This window comes from Trichocoleus sp. ST-U1 (genome assembly GCF_039961835.1).
Lineage (GTDB): Bacteria > Cyanobacteriota > Cyanobacteriia > Cyanobacteriales > FACHB-T130 > FACHB-T130.
Map to the genome: position 1 here is coordinate 31,728 of NZ_JAMPJZ010000043.1, position 16,821 is coordinate 48,548.

Here is a 16,821-nt window from a genome sequence, read left to right on the forward strand (position 1 = left end):
CAGTGGCTTCAAGAACTCGACCACTTGTTTAGATATACTACAAATATACTACAACAAATTGAGTTGCCACAAGAGGGCAACCAGCGATCGCAAGCATCTCACTTGTGAAAATTTGCAAAGACCTACAACTATCCCCCCGCAGGCAGGGGAAAGGTAAAGAAAAACTTTTTTTCATGGGGAAGTAGAATTTCAAGATTTTGGCTTCCCCGTACCCCCTCTATTCCCTCGCAAGTGGAGGAAGACAAGGAATAAATTTTATTTACGAGAGTTGAGGTGGGGTTCTGAACTACGGTGTATTAATTTCTCAATATGGCTAAAGCAGATTTTAATTTTTACGCAGAATTGAATGATTTCTTGCCACGGAAAAAGAGGGGCGTAACCATTACTCATGTTTTTGAGGAACGAGCCTCAATTAAGGACACGATCGAATCTTTTGGCGTCCCTCATCCGGAAGTGGATTATATCGAAGTCAACGGCAAACCCGTCGATTTTTCCTATATTGTGACTGATAGCGATCGCATCCATGTTTATCCAATTTCTGCGGCGACTGAAAAGACATCTAGCGTCTCTCTCGTTCGTCCTCAACCGCTAAAATTTCCTCGTTTCGTTCTCGATATTCATTTAGGGAAACTAGCAACATCTTTACGAATGTTGGGTTTTGATACTCTGTATCGAAATGACTATGACGATCTAGAGTTAGCCCAAATTTCGGCATCTGAAGAACGAATTCTCTTGACTCGCGATAAGGGTCTATTGATGCGTAGTTTGGTAACACATGGATATTATGTCAGAGAAACTAATCCAGAGCGACAGGTGGGCGAGATAATGGGACGCTTTGGTCTAATTAAATTCGTCAAACCATTGCAACGATGTTTGCGTTGCAATAGTTTATTAGAACCTGTGGATAAGGAATCGATTCTTGACCAAGTGCCACCCAATATCCAACAATCTATTGATGAATTTAGCCGCTGTCGTGAATGCGATCGTGTTTATTGGAAAGGCACGCATTATGAACAAATGCAGCAATTTATCCAAGGAATAATTTTCTCGAAGCCAGTTGAATCGAATTGAGTATAAAAGCTGGCTTTTTGCGATTCGAATTGATTATTTTAAGGCAAATCTTAACAATTTATTTCATTCTTTAAATAATTATTTCTTGGGTATTTGCGCCTAAAAATATATTTTGAGCATACCTTATTCTAGACTGCCATACAACAATTAAACTTTTGTATGTGTTAAAATCAATAAACATAATAACTGTTTGATAAATGAGTTGCAGTGACTATTTTTTTCGCCTGATCTCCCGCCGAGATTACAGTGCTTACGAACTTTTAAAGAAAGGACAATTAAAGGGGTTTGAGCCAAACGAAATCTCCGAGGCTATCAATTATTTGCAAGAGAGAGACTATCAATCCGACACGCGCTTAGTCGCCAACTTGATTGCCTACTCTCAAGGCAAATATGGGAAATCTATGGTAAGGCGCAAATGTATAGAAAAAGGGATTTCCTCCGAGGTATTCGAGCAAGTTTGGAACGAACAAATCGAAGCAGAGGGAAGTGAGGAAACAGACGATCTGGATGGTTTAAAAACAAAGATCATGCGAAAGTATAAAATTGATGATTTTCAAAGTATCGACCAAAAAACCAAAGCCAAGCTATTAAATTACTTGCAATATAGAGGTTTTAATGCTTTTGAAGTTTTGAAGCAATGGCAGAGACAACAAGTAGAAAATGAGTAACGGAGCGGTTTGGTAATTTGGTATTGCTAGATTATCTTAAAAACTTTTAATTTGCATTTTTTTATCACCTTTACTTTGTATCTACTATGAAAGATATTGTCACCTTGTTTTTTGGGTTGGGTATGGTGTTTAACGCCAGCTTATTTATTCCACAAGCCTTAAGGATTGTTCAAACTAAGAGTTCTAAAAATTTGTCTTTAATTACTTTTCTCGGTTTTAATTTTATTCAGCTTAATGGGGTTCTCTATGGGTATTATCGAAACGATTTGGTTTTGATGTATGGAAACTTAATTAGTTTTATGAGTTGTGCAAGTGTAACAATTTTGGCAATTATATACCGAGGTAAGGAACCTAAGTAAAGAGTAGGGGCGTATAATTCTACACCCCTACATTCAGGTTCATTTATATTCAGCTATGGAGACAAGCAATATTTAGTAGCGGCGCGATAAACCTTGTCTCTACATTTCGGTGTTAGTCGCTAGAGAATTTATCCCTTCGCAGGTATGGAAGACTTCGCTGCCAATATATAGGCAACAGCAAGGGGTGTTAATTTCTCTGTAACTGTGGTCATAATAGAGCGGTCTTCCGGCGTCCATACTCTAGGCTGACCAAAGATACAAGGTTGCAGAATTCCCCACAACAAATTATCTTTGCACAGGTGAGCGTGAACTAATGCTCGATGTCCAAATTCTTTTTGCTCGAAAGCTTTATTAACGACTTCCGGATTCGCTGTCTCTACATCTTCGACAAAGACAGAAGGTTGTGTATGCAGTGCCGCAGCAAAAAGCGGATCTTCTTTTGGCAAAGATTCTGGTTCTTTCTTCCAGTCAGCGTCAAGAATGTTGGGATATTCTTGAGTGCGACGCCAGCAGTAAGGAACTTTACCGATGGAGGTATGGGGATCGCGCAGGTAGAGAAAAACGCGATCGCACTGCAAGACTTCACCCAAAGCTGGCACTAAGGCAGAAAAGACAGCATCGGGTGTACTGTCATGGCTCAAAATTTTATCGAGAACTGGTGGTATTGGGTTGTTCATACGCTTATTTTCTCAGCCGTCTGTTCGTTTCACTACAAAAGTAGCGATTTTCCAAGGCTGGATGCTAGCAATTTTTCCAGGAGCAAACATTTCCGGTGCCTCGATGGGGCGTTCTAACAGATCCACCGGGTGCGCGATCGCTAAATCCAAGTCGCTATTCAACTGCATCTGTGCCTCTTCCCCGTGACACTCATAACAGCGCAAAATCCACTGCTGCAAGTTATCTTCTGACTGCTTCAACGCGATTAAAATCAGATTTTCAGTTTGCAAGTCTAACAATTGACCAACGGGGGGTAAGGACGAATTCTGTTCGCCTACCGATGGCAGCAGCATCACTTGGAGCGGTAAATTTAGCTCATAGCCTCGGCGCACAGTATGCGCTGACTGCCAGCTACCTTGATGAGGATAGAGGGCATAGGTGAATTGATGCCAACCTCGGTCTGCTTCTGGATCGGGCCAACTCGAACTTCGTAATAGGGTAAGGCGTAATTGTGAGGGTTGGGCGTCGTAGCCGTATTTACAATCATTGAGCAAACTAACGCCATAGTCATTGTCAGCTAAATCTGCCCAGTGCAAGGCAGGAACTTCCCATTTGGCGGTTTCTGCGGGTGTTTGAGGCTGAGTAGGACGCCCGTTAGCGTCTTGTGTGCTTCGCACAATCGCGCCGCAAGGAATTTCGTAAGTAGCAGAATCCGCCGTCAAGGTAAGCGGGAAAGCGGCTTTTACGAGTACGTGGCGTTCTTGCCAGTCTACAGTCGTGACGATTTTCAGTAGCGGCGAATCTGCTTGCAGTATGTAATCTTGGCAAAATTTCGACTTGCCTAGCTGCCGCACAACGCGCAGACGAGTTTGCACCGCCCCCTGTTCTACCCATTCAATTGACTTTAGCTGGGTGGGAGGTAAGGGGTGTTGGGCATAGTTGGGGTCAATGTTCCAAGCATCCCAATATTGACCGCTATCTTGGAAGGCTTGGAGTTGATTTCCTCCGACTTGAGAGAGGATCTCTCGATGATTAATTTTGTCAAAAACACTGCTTAAATTGCCTGTTTGAGAATCAACGATTACCCGCAGTAAGTCATTTTCTAAAATGCAATTTTTTTCGCTAAATCTGATATTATCTCGATTAGGTGTATTAGAATCCGGAAAGCTAGTGCTATGCTGCCCGTGTTCTTGCCTTTTTGAGGGTAATTCGGCTTGAGGATCTAGGTTTTGAGGACATAGCCAGAAGAGGCGATAACCCACCGATGGGGTATTTTCGGCAAGAAATAACAGCGTCGTGCCTTCAGAAAGCTGGGATGGTAGTAGTTTCCCTTCTAAGTCGTAAATTTGCCAGTGATGTGCAGATGCCGGTAAGGGGACGGTAACGACTTCCGAGCGTTGCCAGTTCAGGGAGTTGAAGACGATAACTGGGAGGGCGTCTGGTTGCGGCGGTGGGGGAAGGGCAATAGAAGTTGCGATCGCGCTTAAGGCTTGCTGTACTATTTCCGAACCCACCTGTTCTACCTCTTGCCAAACCTGATTCGCATCTACAAAGACTTGGGGAATTGAGGAACCGGGGAGAATATCGTGAAATTGATTAAATAGTACCTTTTTCCAGGCAGATTCTAGCTTTTGCTTGGGATAAGCCGCACCGATGCTGATACTAGCCAAGGAAGCGAAAAGTTCTGCTTGGTACAGTAAGCCTTCACTGCGACGTTGAAAGCGCTTTTGATCGGCATGGGTAGTGTAGCAACCCCGATGGAATTCTAGATAGAGTTCATCGTCCCAAACTGGGAACGGTGTTGAGTTAGGATTCTCACGGCTAATCTGCTGTAAATAGCTCTCAGATGTCGTGAATTCTAAACGAGGAAAGAAGGGGGATTTTTCCCAACGCGCTTGCACTTCCAACATATCGCGGGTAGGGCCACCGCCATGATCGCCCACACCTGGAAGCCAGAGAGCTTCTTTTAAACTGGTTTGGGTTTCCCAATCACAGGCATAAGATGCCATTTTAATCGGGTCAATGCCTTCACCAATCGGAGCAGACATGAGACTGAAGATTTGGGAACCATCAAGCGATCGCCACCAAAATACTTCATAGGGAAACTTGGTGGTATCGTTCCAGCGCAATTTTTGGGTGACAAAATATTCAATCCCAGCTGATTTCAGAAATTGGGGCAGCGTGGCACAAAAGCCAAAACTATCTGGCAACCAGGCAACTGTACTCAATTGCCCAAATTTTTCTAAGACGTAACGCTGACCATAGAGCAACTGGCGGACAATCGATTCGCCATTAATAATATTTAGTTCCGGTTCCACCCACATTCCGCCGACAACTTCCCAGCGTCCAGCCGCAACTTGTTGTTGAATGGCGGCAAATAAATCCGGGCAATGTTGCTCAATCCAAGCATAAAGTGCGGGTGTAGAATGGCAGAAAGTCAGGTTGGGAAATTCTTGTAGGAGTTTCAGAACCGATTTAAAAGTGCGTTGAGCCGCTTCCCAGGTGTCGCTGACAGGCCATAGCCAAGCCAAGTCTAAGTGAGCATGACCGAGCAAACAGATTTGAGATTTGAGATTTTGGATTTTAGATTCTGTTGACCCTAGCGTGTCGAGCAGGTTTTGACGGAGGGCGGAAAGCGATCGCTCAAATTTTTGTTCATTAGGCAGCGCTGTCCAGTCAATCTCAGCCACAGCAGATGCCAAGATATCCAGTTTTTCCGGTTCAAAGGTTTTTAAATACTGCTGTAAGACAGCTAACTCATCAGCGACAAAACCGGGTTCAATCCGATCGTCGGTGGTAAATTCGTATACGCAGAGCGATCGCACTAAAGCCCCATCATCATGTCCGGGACTGACCAGACGCAAGGCAACGGTAATCTCCTCACCCGGCGTGACAGACGGACTCAGCAGTACCCTCGTTGAGCAATCAAATAAATCTCCTGCTTGCACTTTGACGCCATTGACAAAAATTTGCGCGTCTTCTGCCCACCAAGTTAGCACCAGCCGCAACGCCAACCCCGATAAAGCATAACCTTGTAAATCTTGGGGAATCATCAATTTTTGACTAAGCCACAACACCTTTTGCCCTGCTTGCCAAGCAATATGTCCCCTCGCATTCAACTCCACAGATAACCAATCATTCCCGAAATCAGATTGGCGGACGGTATCTGCTGTCAGGTCTGCGGCACAGTAGCGCCAGCCAGTCTGAACGTTAACCTGAGTCATCGCAGAGAGTTTTTCAATCGCTTCGCTCAGGAGGCTGGATGAGGGCGTTACAAAAGGTGTCTTGGAATCGGTCATCTTTTCGATAAAATCAGGGCATCTACTATTTTTAGCAATTAGCAATTAACATTTAGCATTTAGCAAAATGTCCTCCCCTCCCAATGGTCGGTATAAAAGCAAATTATTTAATTTCCTCTCCCGAAAATCTCGCCAGTTGAAGGATGAGAGCGATCGCGCTGTGCGAAATCTGAAAGTCGCAGCGGTTTGGGGAGCGCAAATCCTCCTCTATCCGGTGTATCTGCTAGCTCAAACTTCCCAATTAGCGGGGCGTCAATTACAACAAGCGACGCAAGAAAAATTCCCACAATTACATTCTGGTAAAAAAGACCGAACAAAACGTCCTAACTCGCCGCCAACGCCGCCACCGACAGACGCGCCAATTCAGGAAGTGCTACGAGCGATCGCGGGTCAGGAAGAATCAGAATTCGCTTTAAATCCATCGGCAAATTCTGTTGCTACTTCTAGTAACAAAGCAGGAATTTTCAGTCAAGTTGCAGATGCGATTAATCGTGTCTCTACGACATATTTTGGATTCCAATTTTTCGATCGTAGCGCTGCGGGCGGATCGAGTCATTCAATCTCCCCAAATTTAACCCTTCCCCCGCTCAATCTCCCGGAAACTGTTGTCGTGCAAACGCTACAGCCCAAAGCGGCGGCGGGAACAAGTAGCGGAAAATCTTTGGCAGCGGCATTACGCAATCAAATTGTCGTTCGGGGAGTTGCGACACAACTCGCTACCCGTTCCGTGGTACTCGTCACCGCCGACAATCAAATTTTAGATATTCTTACCCCTGAACAACAGCAAAAATTACAACAGCGAATTCGTTGGGAATTGGCAAACTACTGGCGTCAGTGGCGGTTAGTGCAAGCGTCGGCGAAAGGAATTGCAGCACAACTTCGCCCTCCTGTCAATCAGCGCCATCTGTTACCACCCGTGCGTCTGTTCTGGGGAGTCATCGCTTGGGTGCAAAAAGGGCCGGTTGCGATCGCTGCCAATCTCTTCCAAGAATCAACGCTGGTGCGGTGGCAAGAAACAACACAAGAGCAAATGGGAACGCGATTGAGCGCCTCTAGAGAGGAAATCGGAAGTCTTCCACCCTTCGGAAACAAAGCCCTTCATCCTTCCTCCTCCTTACTGCTTCAGCCATTAATCTTCCTCGATCGGACGATGGTTGCAATCGAAGTCCGGCAAAAAGACTTTTTGGCAAAGCTGACACCCCATACTGGGGAAATAGAGGCAAATGAGCGATCGCCTTTACAACGGATACAAGCTGTATTCACCCAGCCGATGCGACAACCGGCGTCTCCCGATGTTACAGACCCCCAAGCACACAATATTCAAGCGCTGATTCAGGCAGCAATTGACTACTTTTTTGGCAGGCGCAACGGAAAATTACCTTGGGAATCTACCCCAGAAATCGATTCTGATTCCTACAGCCAAACGCATCAGCTATCAGGTGGCGCTTCTGCCTCCTTATCATCTGCTCAACGCAACCATCCAGAACTAACCGCAACAGGCGTTGCCGATCCCTGGCTGACCATGAATGATTTATTCGGGAAGCCAGATGCACCCACCAGCAAGCAGGCAACGCCAACCGCCCCTAAGCGCCCATTACCAAGGGTGGCAGGCAAAGAACGACCCTCAGCTCATCTGCCGGGCAAGAAGACCCGGACTGCCCTCCCCGGAGCCAACCAGCCGGAGATGCCTGCTGAGAATTCTGTTTGGAGGTCGATTAAGCTTCGCCTGAGTTTCAAACAAACGATTTTGACGCCCCGCAAACCCGCTGCGCCTGAGCCAATGGCGGCGCGTCCAACACCAACTCCTTCTACAACCAAAAAATCTCGCAAAAAAGACGGCAAAATTACCAAAGCGCCTACTTTCCAGACGCCAAGAGTGGAAGCCGAAAGGGCGCTTTCAAATCTATCGCCAGCGATCGCACAAAGCAATCGGACAAGCTTTGCCACCCATTCGCCAGACTGGATTGAGGCTGAGGTGACTCCAGCCGGATACGTCAAGCACCCCTTAGAGTATTTGCTCGAATGGCTGGATAAGGCGATGCTGTGGCTAGAGAATTTCTTCGTGAAAGTTTGGCGTTGGGTGAAGAAATTCTGAGGAGAGTAGGGGCGGAGACTCCCCGTTCCTACTTTCTTGTGTACCCTTTTCCTGCGGTCTAAATTGGCACATTAGATGCTTCGCAATTTTCCGAAGCAACTGCCAAATTATTTTGGATGGTCGCCCATTCGTCTGGACTTGCTTCGCGGGTATAGATTTCCGATGCTTGCCTGTAACACGCGATCGCTCGTTCTAGATTATCAGCGCGATCGCCCCGTATTCGGTCGCGGTAAGCATTTCCGAGATTATTTTGCGTCATTGCCCAATCTTGGGGAAAGGCTTTGCGGGTATAAATTTGCAATGCCTGTTCGTAACACGCGATCGCTCGTTCTAGACGATCGGCGCGGACTGCCAATCTATCTTGGTCAGCCAAATCGTCCTGTATCCGATTGCGGTAGGCATTACCGAGATTATTTTGCGTCGTCGCCCACTCGTCAGGACTCGCTTCGCGGGTAAAAACTGTAACCACGATCTCGTAGCCGGTGATGGCAATTTCTAAGTTTTTCTCCTTGTCTCCTAGGGGAAATTGCGCCATCAGGTTGCTGAATCCGCCGATTGTCGCCCCAATAAATTTTGCTTCTTGGGGTTCAACTTGCGGCAGAATTATCATTGCCCAATCGTGCAGTATCTCAGCCAGTTTCTCATTCAGTTGATCGAGATTTGCTTGTAACAGCGGATACACTACTTTGCGATCGCCATTACTATCTGCGGTTGCTTGCAATACCTCCGTTAAGAATTGCACAGGCGATTCGGGAATCCTCTTGACGACAGTGGGTGTCGATGATGAGTTACCCATTTCTGTAACCATTGGCGCTGCAACATTCCGCAACCACTCCGCTGCTTCTCCATCGCCCCGTTCTGCCAGCATTGCGGCTACGGCTTCCATTGTCTGCACTAACCCGGCATCAATGAGCGCTTGATTCGTCTGCAAAATCTCCATTTCCTCGCCACTAGAGGAACTGAGTAGCACTTGGATCAGATTGAGATAGGCTTCGAGACGTTCTTCTCTCATAGGGCGATTCATCTATCAATAGATGGATTTATTGTTGCTTAATTCCCCTCTACACTGCCACCTAAAAATCGGTTTTTTTTGGGGTTTAACGCCGGAAATACCGAAAAATCTGAACTAAAGCCTAAATTTTCAGGCTTTAGAAATCTCCTGCCTATATAGAGCGGTTCGCACTTGCAACATAGGAACCTCACCCCCAGACCCTCTCCGTAAACGGCGAGGGGAGAATATTGAATTTCAATACTTCAGGACTTACGCAAAGGCACTAGATATGAGGAGTGGAACAATTCAATTGCATGGGCAGGGTGGGTGACTTCAATTGCTCAATCAAATAGTTGGATAATAAGCGTGTCTTGAGTTGGTAAATCGTTGTTCCTGTTGCATGAGCAATCTGCCGTAACCGTGTCCAAACCAGCAAGGCACAAGCAATATGGTTCCTTTGAATCCGTTGCTTGCGACACTGACAAGCCTCAATGCCCGTTGTTTGCTTCACTTCTCGGTGAAACTGCTCAATCTGAAGAGCGCACGGCACACACCTGTTGCGTGTCGTCTGTGGAATCTTGAGTCAAGTCGTTGGTGGCGACATACTCCGTCTTGTCGGTAGAGACCATGACGCGCAACAGTTTCACCTTCTTATCTTTCGGGAATCTACGAATTTTGATGAGCAAGCCTTGCTTGGCTTCAGTGGCACTCCAATGAACTTGGTCAATCCGTTGGTAGGGTTGGCTGCCACCGCTATCGTCCACTAAGCGATTGACCTTCAACGGGCAATAGTAAACCTTGCCTAACCCCTCAATGAGTGCCATCAATTTCTTGACCGCGTACCAACTGTCCATCAAAACCGTGCTAAATGGTAACTGCTTGGCATACACTGCCCCTTGCAGCATCTGGGCCACATGCTCTAGCTTGCTATTGCCATCTCCATCCGGGTTGTACAACCGATAGTCAATCACCCAAAACTGCCCACTCTTGGGCTTGACATAAACACAACTAATCAACCCAATGCCTCGAATTACTCGATGCTCGTTGCCACTATACTGCCGTCTGACCAGTTCAATCGACCGGCTAAAGCGTTTGTCTAACACCGTGTCATCAAACAGCAGATATCCATCCTTGTCCCTGACCACTAGAGGTTCAACATTCTCCCACAACAGTCGAGGCGTAAGTTTTTCCCCACTCATGTAGCGATTAATCGTGTCATGGCTGAACTGTTGCAAATGCTCGGCTAAGTAACTCAGCGTGAAGTTCGTCTGACTACTGAGCAAGTATTGACAATAATCCAGTTTGCTAAAGGTCATGAGACGGTCGAGCGCTGCCAGCAATGGAGCTACTGTACTGGTTATTCTTTGGATTAGCTAGACCCTACCTATAGCGGACTTGCGTAAGTCCTGCTCCTCCGATTGCAACCTCTACTCCAACAACAGGGGATTCATATCAACATTTCTTGGTGCAAGATGTAAGTTGACTCAAATACAAAACCTAACCCCCTTCCCTGCTAGGGAAGGAGGAATATGTCGCTACTATCACCGTGCCGAAAGAGCGATCGCTTGAAATTCAGCCTCACCGTACAATATTAGCGACGGTGGAACTCGACGACATCGCGTTTAATCGTGACATCGTAATTACCAAAGAAGTCGTGTCCTAACAATCCCATATCTTGTTCGGGACCAGCGATCGCAACTAGCACTTTGTTAGCGACAGCACCATCCACAGCAATCGATTGCACATAGCCGACGGGAAACTCGACTCCCACCGCACTCGCCGTATCAGCTTTAACAGTCTTCACCGGCACCACTCGCAATGCTGATGCCATCCGGCGGGTAATCATCGTGCCGCTAGCCCCGGTGTCTACAATCATCTCAAAAGTCTGCCCGCCATTAAACATGACATCAATGACGGGTGTGCCACCGGCGCGGCGTTTGATTCTGGCTTGAAAGACTCGTTTGTTCGCCTCATCGGTGCCGCAGAGACTCCCCAAGTCTATCGTTCTGCCCCCCGGTGCTACCATGAAGCAAGCCGCGTCCTGAGCCTTAGCCGCCTCTGGCACCCCCGCCACGGCTGCGTAGGAAACCAGCCCAGTTAGAGAAACTACCACGGTTAAAAATCGTTTCATCTTGCTTTCCTGTCTCATTCATTGAGCGCCCAGCAGATTGATTATTGCTCAATTCGTTAATTTCTGACGGCTGCTGAATAGTGTTACAACTCTGGCTTATGGCAAGGGCTTTTGTCGAGGGCGATCGCGCAGCTTATGCGCTTCTAGTCCGCCTCCCCTGTAGAAACGCGATTAATCGCGTCTCTACTAATGAAAAATACGGTTTAAGCTCTCTAGAGGAGTGGTACTTTATCTAGATTTGTGAAACACTCGAAACGCTGAAATATTTAAGATCACTCCTAGAGTAAGCTTTAGAGCTGACGCTGGAACGATTCCAGCCAGCATTCCTCCGATAATTGCTCCAATGACTGACCCGATACTCATGGGAGTAATCGTATTTTTCAGCGGAGAGCGATCGCGGAATGCTCCCCGGCTGGCGTATTGAATCAACCCGACTAACACAGTTGGAAAACTGATGAGCAAACTTGCTGTTCCTGCCGTCTTCATATCTACACCGAAGGCAAAAACGAGTGTGGGGATGATAATTTCACCCCCAGCTACCCCTAATAGGCTGCTAACCAGCCCAATCGCCAAACCAAACAGAATTCCGGCTAAAATACGCCAAGTCAAGGCAGTAGGTAAGAGGGCGGCTATCTGCTGAGGTAAAAAGCTCTCAACAATTAGAGCAATTCCAACTCCGACTAGCAGCACTAAGATAGTTCGCTCAAGCTGTTTATTTGACAGCCGTCCTGCCAAAGCTACGCCCAAAAAAGCCGTGATGATCGCTCCAGCAATCAAGGACAGCACCACAGGCAATAAAGGGATCGCTGAATCGAACGAGAGTGTTTTACCTCGAATTGCTAGGGATGCAGCAATTGTAATTAAGCTAACAACCAAATTCAGCGGGACAGCCTGACGGACTGAATAGCCCAGCACACCAGCCAACACAGGTAATCGAAACTCCGCACCTCCTAAACCAATTAGTCCTCCCAGTGCCCCAATAGGTACAGCATAGAGAAATGCAAGTTGGGGATGATGTCGGACAAGAGAACTTCTGTTTGTCTCTACAACGGGTGCGTTGGGCTTCTCCATCGATTTTTCCCCACTACTCTTTCACTCAGATTAGTTGAAAGATGAGGGTTTAAGTGATTGGGCAAGTACAACTAACTTACTTTTACTGACCTTCTAAATCTGGCAGCGTAAGTTGAGGTATCTCTCAACCTTGGCACCAGCCAGCACAAAATCTCGCCTTTGACTCGCCTTAGAAAGTATTCTGAAGAAGTGTTTCACCGCGTCGATATATTTCACGAGCATAGTCAGTCCAAGCTCCTTGTCCCCAGTAACGAAAACAGCTTGTTTGAAGCAAAAGATTATTCATCAGTGCCTCCCGATAGCTGGATTGTTGGGTAACAGATTCCCCAGAAGAACTCTGACTTGATTCGGCTTCTCCTTGGAGCAATCGGTCGATTTTATCGTGAAATAAAGCACTGAGTTTATTCATCGGAGTCAAGACATTTTCATATCCCTTCACCCAACTCAGATGATTTGTCCAAGAAGCGCCATCCATGTGAAAGTTTGGATTAATCTGCTTTAATTCTGCAATCGCATTAGCAACTGCTTCGGGGGTACAATTTTCGGCGGGTACTCGCTCCCAAATTTGGTGTTGACCAATTGCTTGACAAGTTGGATAATCTTCAGGCGTGCAACCTGCGGCTTCTATGAGTTCCAAGTATTCTGTACCTGTCATTCCGACAACGCCTGTTTTTCCTCCGCCTTCATTTGCCATTTGATACCAGGCTTGGTTGAAGGCGCTAGGAAATTCATTCATCATCACGCCGCCATTTTCACCATCTCCAATCTGGGTAACAATGGGCGGTACCGAAACATTTCCTAACTGCTGCCGAGATAGGGTTTTAGCTTCGTAGTAAGGCTGCATTTGCGCCACTAATTTTGTATCGGAACCTTGAGTCTTAATCAGTGCCGTAATACTAATCGTTTCGCCATTAGAATTTCGCGCCACCAAGCGGTGAGGCAAATGCTTATAGGGCAAAGATTGACCCGTTAGGGTTTCAACAGAATGCTCTTGAACCATTAACCAACGGTATCCACATTCTTTCAGGGCTTTTACAAATTCATACAGCGTATCTGGGTGGTTGGGGAGGTGCATTTCTGGAGGAGAAAATCCTTTCACTCGCGCCAGTGCATCCCATCCAAAAATGGCTGCAAAATGATGTTGCCATGCTTGAATATGTAATTTGATATCGGGAATCGGGGTAGAAGGAACAACCGCATGACTCCACATTGTCCCCAGCCATTCTACATAAGGCTGGTAAGTGGGGTTACAGGTGATGCGCTTGAGATTTTCTAAGATGTCTCCTCGTCCCATTTGTCGCAGTCCCCAGAATAGATTCCCGGAGAAATCTAGCATGACGCGGGGATTGCAACCATTCGCAACCAATTCGGGAATAAAATCTGCCATACGGCTATAACAATAGGCAAATGGCCCTGCATTATGGTTGTCTCCTTCGTAGGGATGCTCAAACATATATTGCAGGTTGCTCTGGAGTTCGCCATTCGTCCCAGCGGGGATGGTAGGCTGGTGCATATGGAGCGCGATCGCAAATCCAGCCGTTACATCTTCTAACCGAATATTCGTAGTAGGTAAAAATACAGGGTTATCCTGGTTTACGACAGCACTAACTTCTTTTTCCCATCCGGAAATGTTAGGCAATCCATCAATTACTTCGGATAAAACGGGAAGCGTCGTTTTAGGAGATGAGGAAACCATTACAGATTGCTCTAATATTAGATGAATTTATTTAATTATTATATAAAGGATTAGTCAAATAATTATATTGTCTTTGATACTGTAAATAGTCAAAAAGAAATTTCTTAAACCATTTACAGTACCAAAAACGATACAAAAATCGCACTAAGATAATGCGCGGTCAGTAAAGCGATCTCCTGTGGCATCGCTTTCAGATTGCTTTAACCTTTGGTTCGGCGAACATGATCGGAAATTCGCTGCTTGCGTTCCTCTGAGTTTCTAGGAGATGGCTTGATAAAATCCCCCGAACTCCGGGATAAATGTTCCATAATTCGCTTCTTGCGGTCATCTGCACTTGCCATAATTTACCTACTAAGTAAAAGTGTTATTGTGGGCTTGATTGTCTATTATTACTAATAATTTTTAAATCCGCATCCCGCTAAGGGGTTAAAAGTCTTATTACCCGTTTTTCGTTTCAATGAATTTAATGTTAAAGCTTTTACTCAGTTTTAACCGACATCTTGTATCAACAAAATTACTCTAAGTAAAACGATAGGTTAAATTTATAAATTCAACCCCATTCAGGTGGAATAGAGCGATTATAGCAGTCGTCTTGCAGTTGTATTTTTTTTAGGAACCGCGAAGATGCAAAAAGCGCGCAGAAAGAGGAAGAAGAGAGTTCCAATATTTTATGAATGAATTAGGATTGCTATAGCCTATTTAAGATGCAAGCCGGATAAGCGAAACCTAACCCGACTCATTGAACAGATGACTCTAACATCCGAATTGTATTCTGATTGGCATCAATTTCTACTGGCACGCCAACTGGCAAAGTAAATTTATCTTTAATATGACCAATCTGCGAACCATACCAAGCTGGAATTCCTAAAGGTTGAATGTGTTCTCTCAAGACTTGCGATAAAGTTAGGGAAGGTTGATTATCTTTGGGTTGACAATCGGTACATTGCCCAAAAATAAACCCAGAAATTTGCTCTAGAATACCGGCGAGTTTTAGCTGAGTCAGCATCCGGTCTATCCGATAAGCTTCCTCCCCAATTTCTTCTACAAATAAGATACTTTGTCTCCAATCTGGCAGATAAGATGACCCCACCATTGCCACCAGCACTGATAAATTGCCCCCGACTAATTTTCCCCTAGCCTTTCCAGGCGTAATTATCTCTGCTTTAAAGCTAGCATTCGGGGGATTTTGCATTGTGACAGCTTCCCCATTAAATAGAATGCGTTTAACATAATCTACTGTAAACGGATTCCAAGTGGATGTGCCCACGGGGCCATGAAAAGTGACAACGCCACTTTTGGCATAAATTGCTAACAGCAGCGAAGTAATATCGCTGTAACCAATGAGGATTTTGGGAGAAGCTTGGATGAGGGGATAATTCAAGAGTGGCAAAATCCGATTGCAACCCCAACCGCCACGCACAGCAACAATCGCTTTTACAGAAGCATCGGCAAACATAGCGTTTACATCAGATGCGCGATCGCGATCGCTTCCTGCCAAATAACCGTAACGGTCGAGAAGATGCTTCCCTAATTTAACCTTTAACCCCAAACTTGCCAGGGTTTGCTGTACCTGTGCAATGTCTTTCGCGTCAATGGGACTAGCGGGATTAATTAATCCCACCGTATCGCCGACTTTGAGGCGGGGTGGTTTTAAGGCGGTTTTTAAAAATGGATTTGCGATCGCAATCTGCGGGAACTCAGTTGCGATTGCGGAAAGCGCAACGGTTTTAAGAAACTGGCGGCGATTAATAATGAATGACAAATGACGATTAACAAATCACGACTGGCTATTGACAGTTTCCCACAGCGTCTTGAGAATCAGATAAGTAGAGGTGGCACCCGGATCTTGATGACCGACACTGCGATCGCCTAAATAACTCGCCCTGCCTTTCTTCGCTACCAAGGGAATCGTCTGTTTCATCCCTTCCTCAGCCGCAGCTACGGCTTGTTGTAAAGCTTCTGGGGTGCTTGCACCAGCCACGACAGCTTGCTCAAAAGTATCCGCAGCAGGTGATAGAGAATCCAGCATGGTCTTATCACCCAAATTCGCCTTACCCCGTTGCACAATACCTTCCACAAACGCTTGGAAAAGCGTCACCATCTCCTCATCGGTCAGTTCTGACTTGCCTGCGACTGCCGTACTAGCTCGTAGGAACATCGTGCCATACAACGGCCCGCTGGCACCCCCAACACTGGAAATGAGCGTCATGCTGACAGTTTTGAGGATGTTGCCAATATCCTTATCTGCCACACTGGGTAGCTGAGTCGCCACTTTTTGAAAACCCCGGTTCATATTGATGCCGTGGTCAGCATCTCCAATTGCCGCGTCCAGTTCGGTTAGATAATCCTTATTTTGTTCTACAACTACTGCTACGGCTTGTAACCATTGCAGGATTTGTTCTTTACTGACCATATTCAAAACTCTAAACTCAGACGCGATTTGTTGCGTCTCTACAACTCTAAACTCTTTTATATTCCCCACCTTAAAGCTGGTGTCTTCACGGGTGCATCCCAAAGTTGAATCATCTCATCATCTAACTTCAGTAGAGTGATGGAACATCCTTGCATATCCAAAGAGGTGATGTAAGGGCCAATTAAATTACGAACAATTTGAAGTTTTTTCTTTTCGCAGATTTCTGCTAATTTTCGATAGACAATGTACAACTCAGAAAGGGGAGTGCCGCCCATACTGTTGACAAAGGCAAGAACGCGATCGCCACTTTCAAACGCAGGGTCAATGAGTTCCTGTTCCACCCATTCTCCCTTATCTGCATCCCACTCGC

General features: G+C 46.0%; 15 protein-coding genes and 1 pseudogene. 5 read left to right on the forward strand and 11 right to left on the reverse strand.

All coding sequences use genetic code 11. The annotated features are described in order from the left end of the window. Positions 1 to 309: 309 nt before the first annotated feature. The 3 genes from NDA06_RS16045 (at position 310) to NDA06_RS16055 (ending at position 2,098) form a co-directional block, all read left to right on the forward strand. Complete coding sequence (locus tag NDA06_RS16045) at positions 310 to 1,071, forward strand: Mut7-C RNAse domain-containing protein (protein WP_190985773.1); 762 nt, start codon at positions 310 to 312, stop codon at positions 1,069 to 1,071. Positions 1,072 to 1,268: 197 nt separating this feature from the next. Then, positions 1,269 to 1,739 (forward strand): regulatory protein RecX, encoded by a 471-nt coding sequence (locus NDA06_RS16050; protein WP_190985772.1) that lies wholly within the window; start codon positions 1,269 to 1,271, stop codon positions 1,737 to 1,739. 86 nt (positions 1,740 to 1,825) lie between these two features. Further along, positions 1,826 to 2,098 (forward strand): PQ-loop domain-containing transporter, encoded by a 273-nt coding sequence (locus NDA06_RS16055; protein ID WP_190412229.1) that lies wholly within the window; start codon positions 1,826 to 1,828, stop codon positions 2,096 to 2,098. 128 nt (positions 2,099 to 2,226) lie between these two features. Here NDA06_RS16055 and NDA06_RS16060 read toward each other — a convergent pair whose 3' ends face one another. Beyond that, positions 2,227 to 2,775, reverse strand: a complete 549-nt coding sequence (locus NDA06_RS16060) for a GAF domain-containing protein (protein ID WP_190412228.1) — start codon at positions 2,773 to 2,775, stop codon at positions 2,227 to 2,229. Between the two features lie 12 nt (positions 2,776 to 2,787). Then, a complete protein-coding gene (locus NDA06_RS16065) occupies positions 2,788 to 6,054 on the reverse strand; it encodes an alpha-mannosidase (protein ID WP_190985771.1) in 3,267 nt (1,088 codons plus the stop codon). Positions 6,055 to 6,121: 67 nt separating this feature from the next. Between NDA06_RS16065 and NDA06_RS16070 the strand changes: the two genes are divergently transcribed. Beyond that, complete coding sequence (locus NDA06_RS16070; RefSeq protein ID WP_190985770.1) at positions 6,122 to 8,149, forward strand: hypothetical protein; 2,028 nt, start codon at positions 6,122 to 6,124, stop codon at positions 8,147 to 8,149. A gap of 58 nt (positions 8,150 to 8,207) precedes the next feature. Here NDA06_RS16070 and NDA06_RS16075 read toward each other — a convergent pair whose 3' ends face one another. The 3 genes and pseudogenes from NDA06_RS16075 to NDA06_RS16085 form a co-directional block, all read right to left on the reverse strand. Beyond that, complete coding sequence (locus NDA06_RS16075) at positions 8,208 to 9,161, reverse strand: tetratricopeptide repeat protein (protein ID WP_190529617.1); 954 nt, start codon at positions 9,159 to 9,161, stop codon at positions 8,208 to 8,210. A gap of 262 nt (positions 9,162 to 9,423) precedes the next feature. After that, positions 9,424 to 10,456: pseudogene (locus tag NDA06_RS16080) on the reverse strand (transposase). Between the two features lie 275 nt (positions 10,457 to 10,731). Next, positions 10,732 to 11,271 carry a retropepsin-like aspartic protease gene (locus NDA06_RS16085; RefSeq protein WP_190531317.1) on the reverse strand — a complete coding sequence of 180 codons (540 nt, stop codon included), beginning with the start codon at positions 11,269 to 11,271 and terminating at the stop codon, positions 10,732 to 10,734. 98 nt (positions 11,272 to 11,369) lie between these two features. Here NDA06_RS16085 and NDA06_RS16090 point away from each other — a divergent pair, with 98 nt between their 5' ends. Further along, entirely contained in the window at positions 11,370 to 11,507 is a 138-nt protein-coding gene (locus NDA06_RS16090) for a hypothetical protein (protein ID WP_190985768.1), read from the forward strand. Here the strand turns inward: NDA06_RS16090 and NDA06_RS16095 are convergent. From NDA06_RS16095 to NDA06_RS16120, 6 genes are all read right to left on the reverse strand, one after another. Then, positions 11,500 to 12,342, reverse strand: a complete 843-nt coding sequence (locus NDA06_RS16095; protein ID WP_190985767.1) for a sulfite exporter TauE/SafE family protein — start codon at positions 12,340 to 12,342, stop codon at positions 11,500 to 11,502. The two genes, NDA06_RS16090 and NDA06_RS16095, sit on opposite strands and share 8 nt — an antisense overlap. A gap of 169 nt (positions 12,343 to 12,511) precedes the next feature. After that, positions 12,512 to 14,038 carry a glycosyl hydrolase family 57 gene (locus tag NDA06_RS16100; RefSeq protein WP_190985766.1) on the reverse strand — a complete coding sequence of 509 codons (1,527 nt, stop codon included), beginning with the start codon at positions 14,036 to 14,038 and terminating at the stop codon, positions 12,512 to 12,514. 200 nt (positions 14,039 to 14,238) lie between these two features. Further along, a complete protein-coding gene (locus NDA06_RS16105; protein WP_190415779.1) occupies positions 14,239 to 14,379 on the reverse strand; it encodes a hypothetical protein in 141 nt (46 codons plus the stop codon). Between the two features lie 395 nt (positions 14,380 to 14,774). Next, a complete protein-coding gene (locus tag NDA06_RS16110) occupies positions 14,775 to 15,800 on the reverse strand; it encodes an LD-carboxypeptidase (RefSeq protein ID WP_190985765.1) in 1,026 nt (341 codons plus the stop codon). Between the two features lie 15 nt (positions 15,801 to 15,815). Further along, a complete protein-coding gene (gene dhaL / locus NDA06_RS16115; protein ID WP_190985764.1) occupies positions 15,816 to 16,451 on the reverse strand; it encodes a dihydroxyacetone kinase subunit DhaL in 636 nt (211 codons plus the stop codon). A 56-nt stretch (positions 16,452 to 16,507) separates the two neighbouring features. Further along, on the reverse strand, positions 16,508 to 16,821 hold a 314-nt coding region (locus tag NDA06_RS16120; RefSeq protein ID WP_348251778.1), incomplete at its 5' end, for a dihydroxyacetone kinase subunit DhaK.

Coding starts and splice junctions, on each gene's coding strand:
- NDA06_RS16045 (WP_190985773.1), top strand. CDS start 310: ATGGCTAAAGCAGATTTTAATTTTTACGCAGAATTGAATGATTTCTTG.
- NDA06_RS16050 (WP_190985772.1), top strand. CDS start 1,269: ATGAGTTGCAGTGACTATTTTTTTCGCCTGATCTCCCGCCGAGATTAC.
- NDA06_RS16055 (WP_190412229.1), top strand. CDS start 1,826: ATGAAAGATATTGTCACCTTGTTTTTTGGGTTGGGTATGGTGTTTAAC.
- NDA06_RS16060 (WP_190412228.1), bottom strand. CDS start 2,775: ATGAACAACCCAATACCACCAGTTCTCGATAAAATTTTGAGCCATGAC.
- NDA06_RS16065 (WP_190985771.1), bottom strand. CDS start 6,054: ATGACCGATTCCAAGACACCTTTTGTAACGCCCTCATCCAGCCTCCTG.
- NDA06_RS16070 (WP_190985770.1), top strand. CDS start 6,122: ATGTCCTCCCCTCCCAATGGTCGGTATAAAAGCAAATTATTTAATTTC.
- NDA06_RS16075 (WP_190529617.1), bottom strand. CDS start 9,161: ATGAGAGAAGAACGTCTCGAAGCCTATCTCAATCTGATCCAAGTGCTA.
- NDA06_RS16085 (WP_190531317.1), bottom strand. CDS start 11,271: ATGAAACGATTTTTAACCGTGGTAGTTTCTCTAACTGGGCTGGTTTCC.
- NDA06_RS16090 (WP_190985768.1), top strand. CDS start 11,370: ATGGCAAGGGCTTTTGTCGAGGGCGATCGCGCAGCTTATGCGCTTCTA.
- NDA06_RS16095 (WP_190985767.1), bottom strand. CDS start 12,342: ATGGAGAAGCCCAACGCACCCGTTGTAGAGACAAACAGAAGTTCTCTT.
- NDA06_RS16100 (WP_190985766.1), bottom strand. CDS start 14,038: ATGGTTTCCTCATCTCCTAAAACGACGCTTCCCGTTTTATCCGAAGTA.
- NDA06_RS16105 (WP_190415779.1), bottom strand. CDS start 14,379: ATGGCAAGTGCAGATGACCGCAAGAAGCGAATTATGGAACATTTATCC.
- dhaL (WP_190985764.1), bottom strand. CDS start 16,451: ATGGTCAGTAAAGAACAAATCCTGCAATGGTTACAAGCCGTAGCAGTA.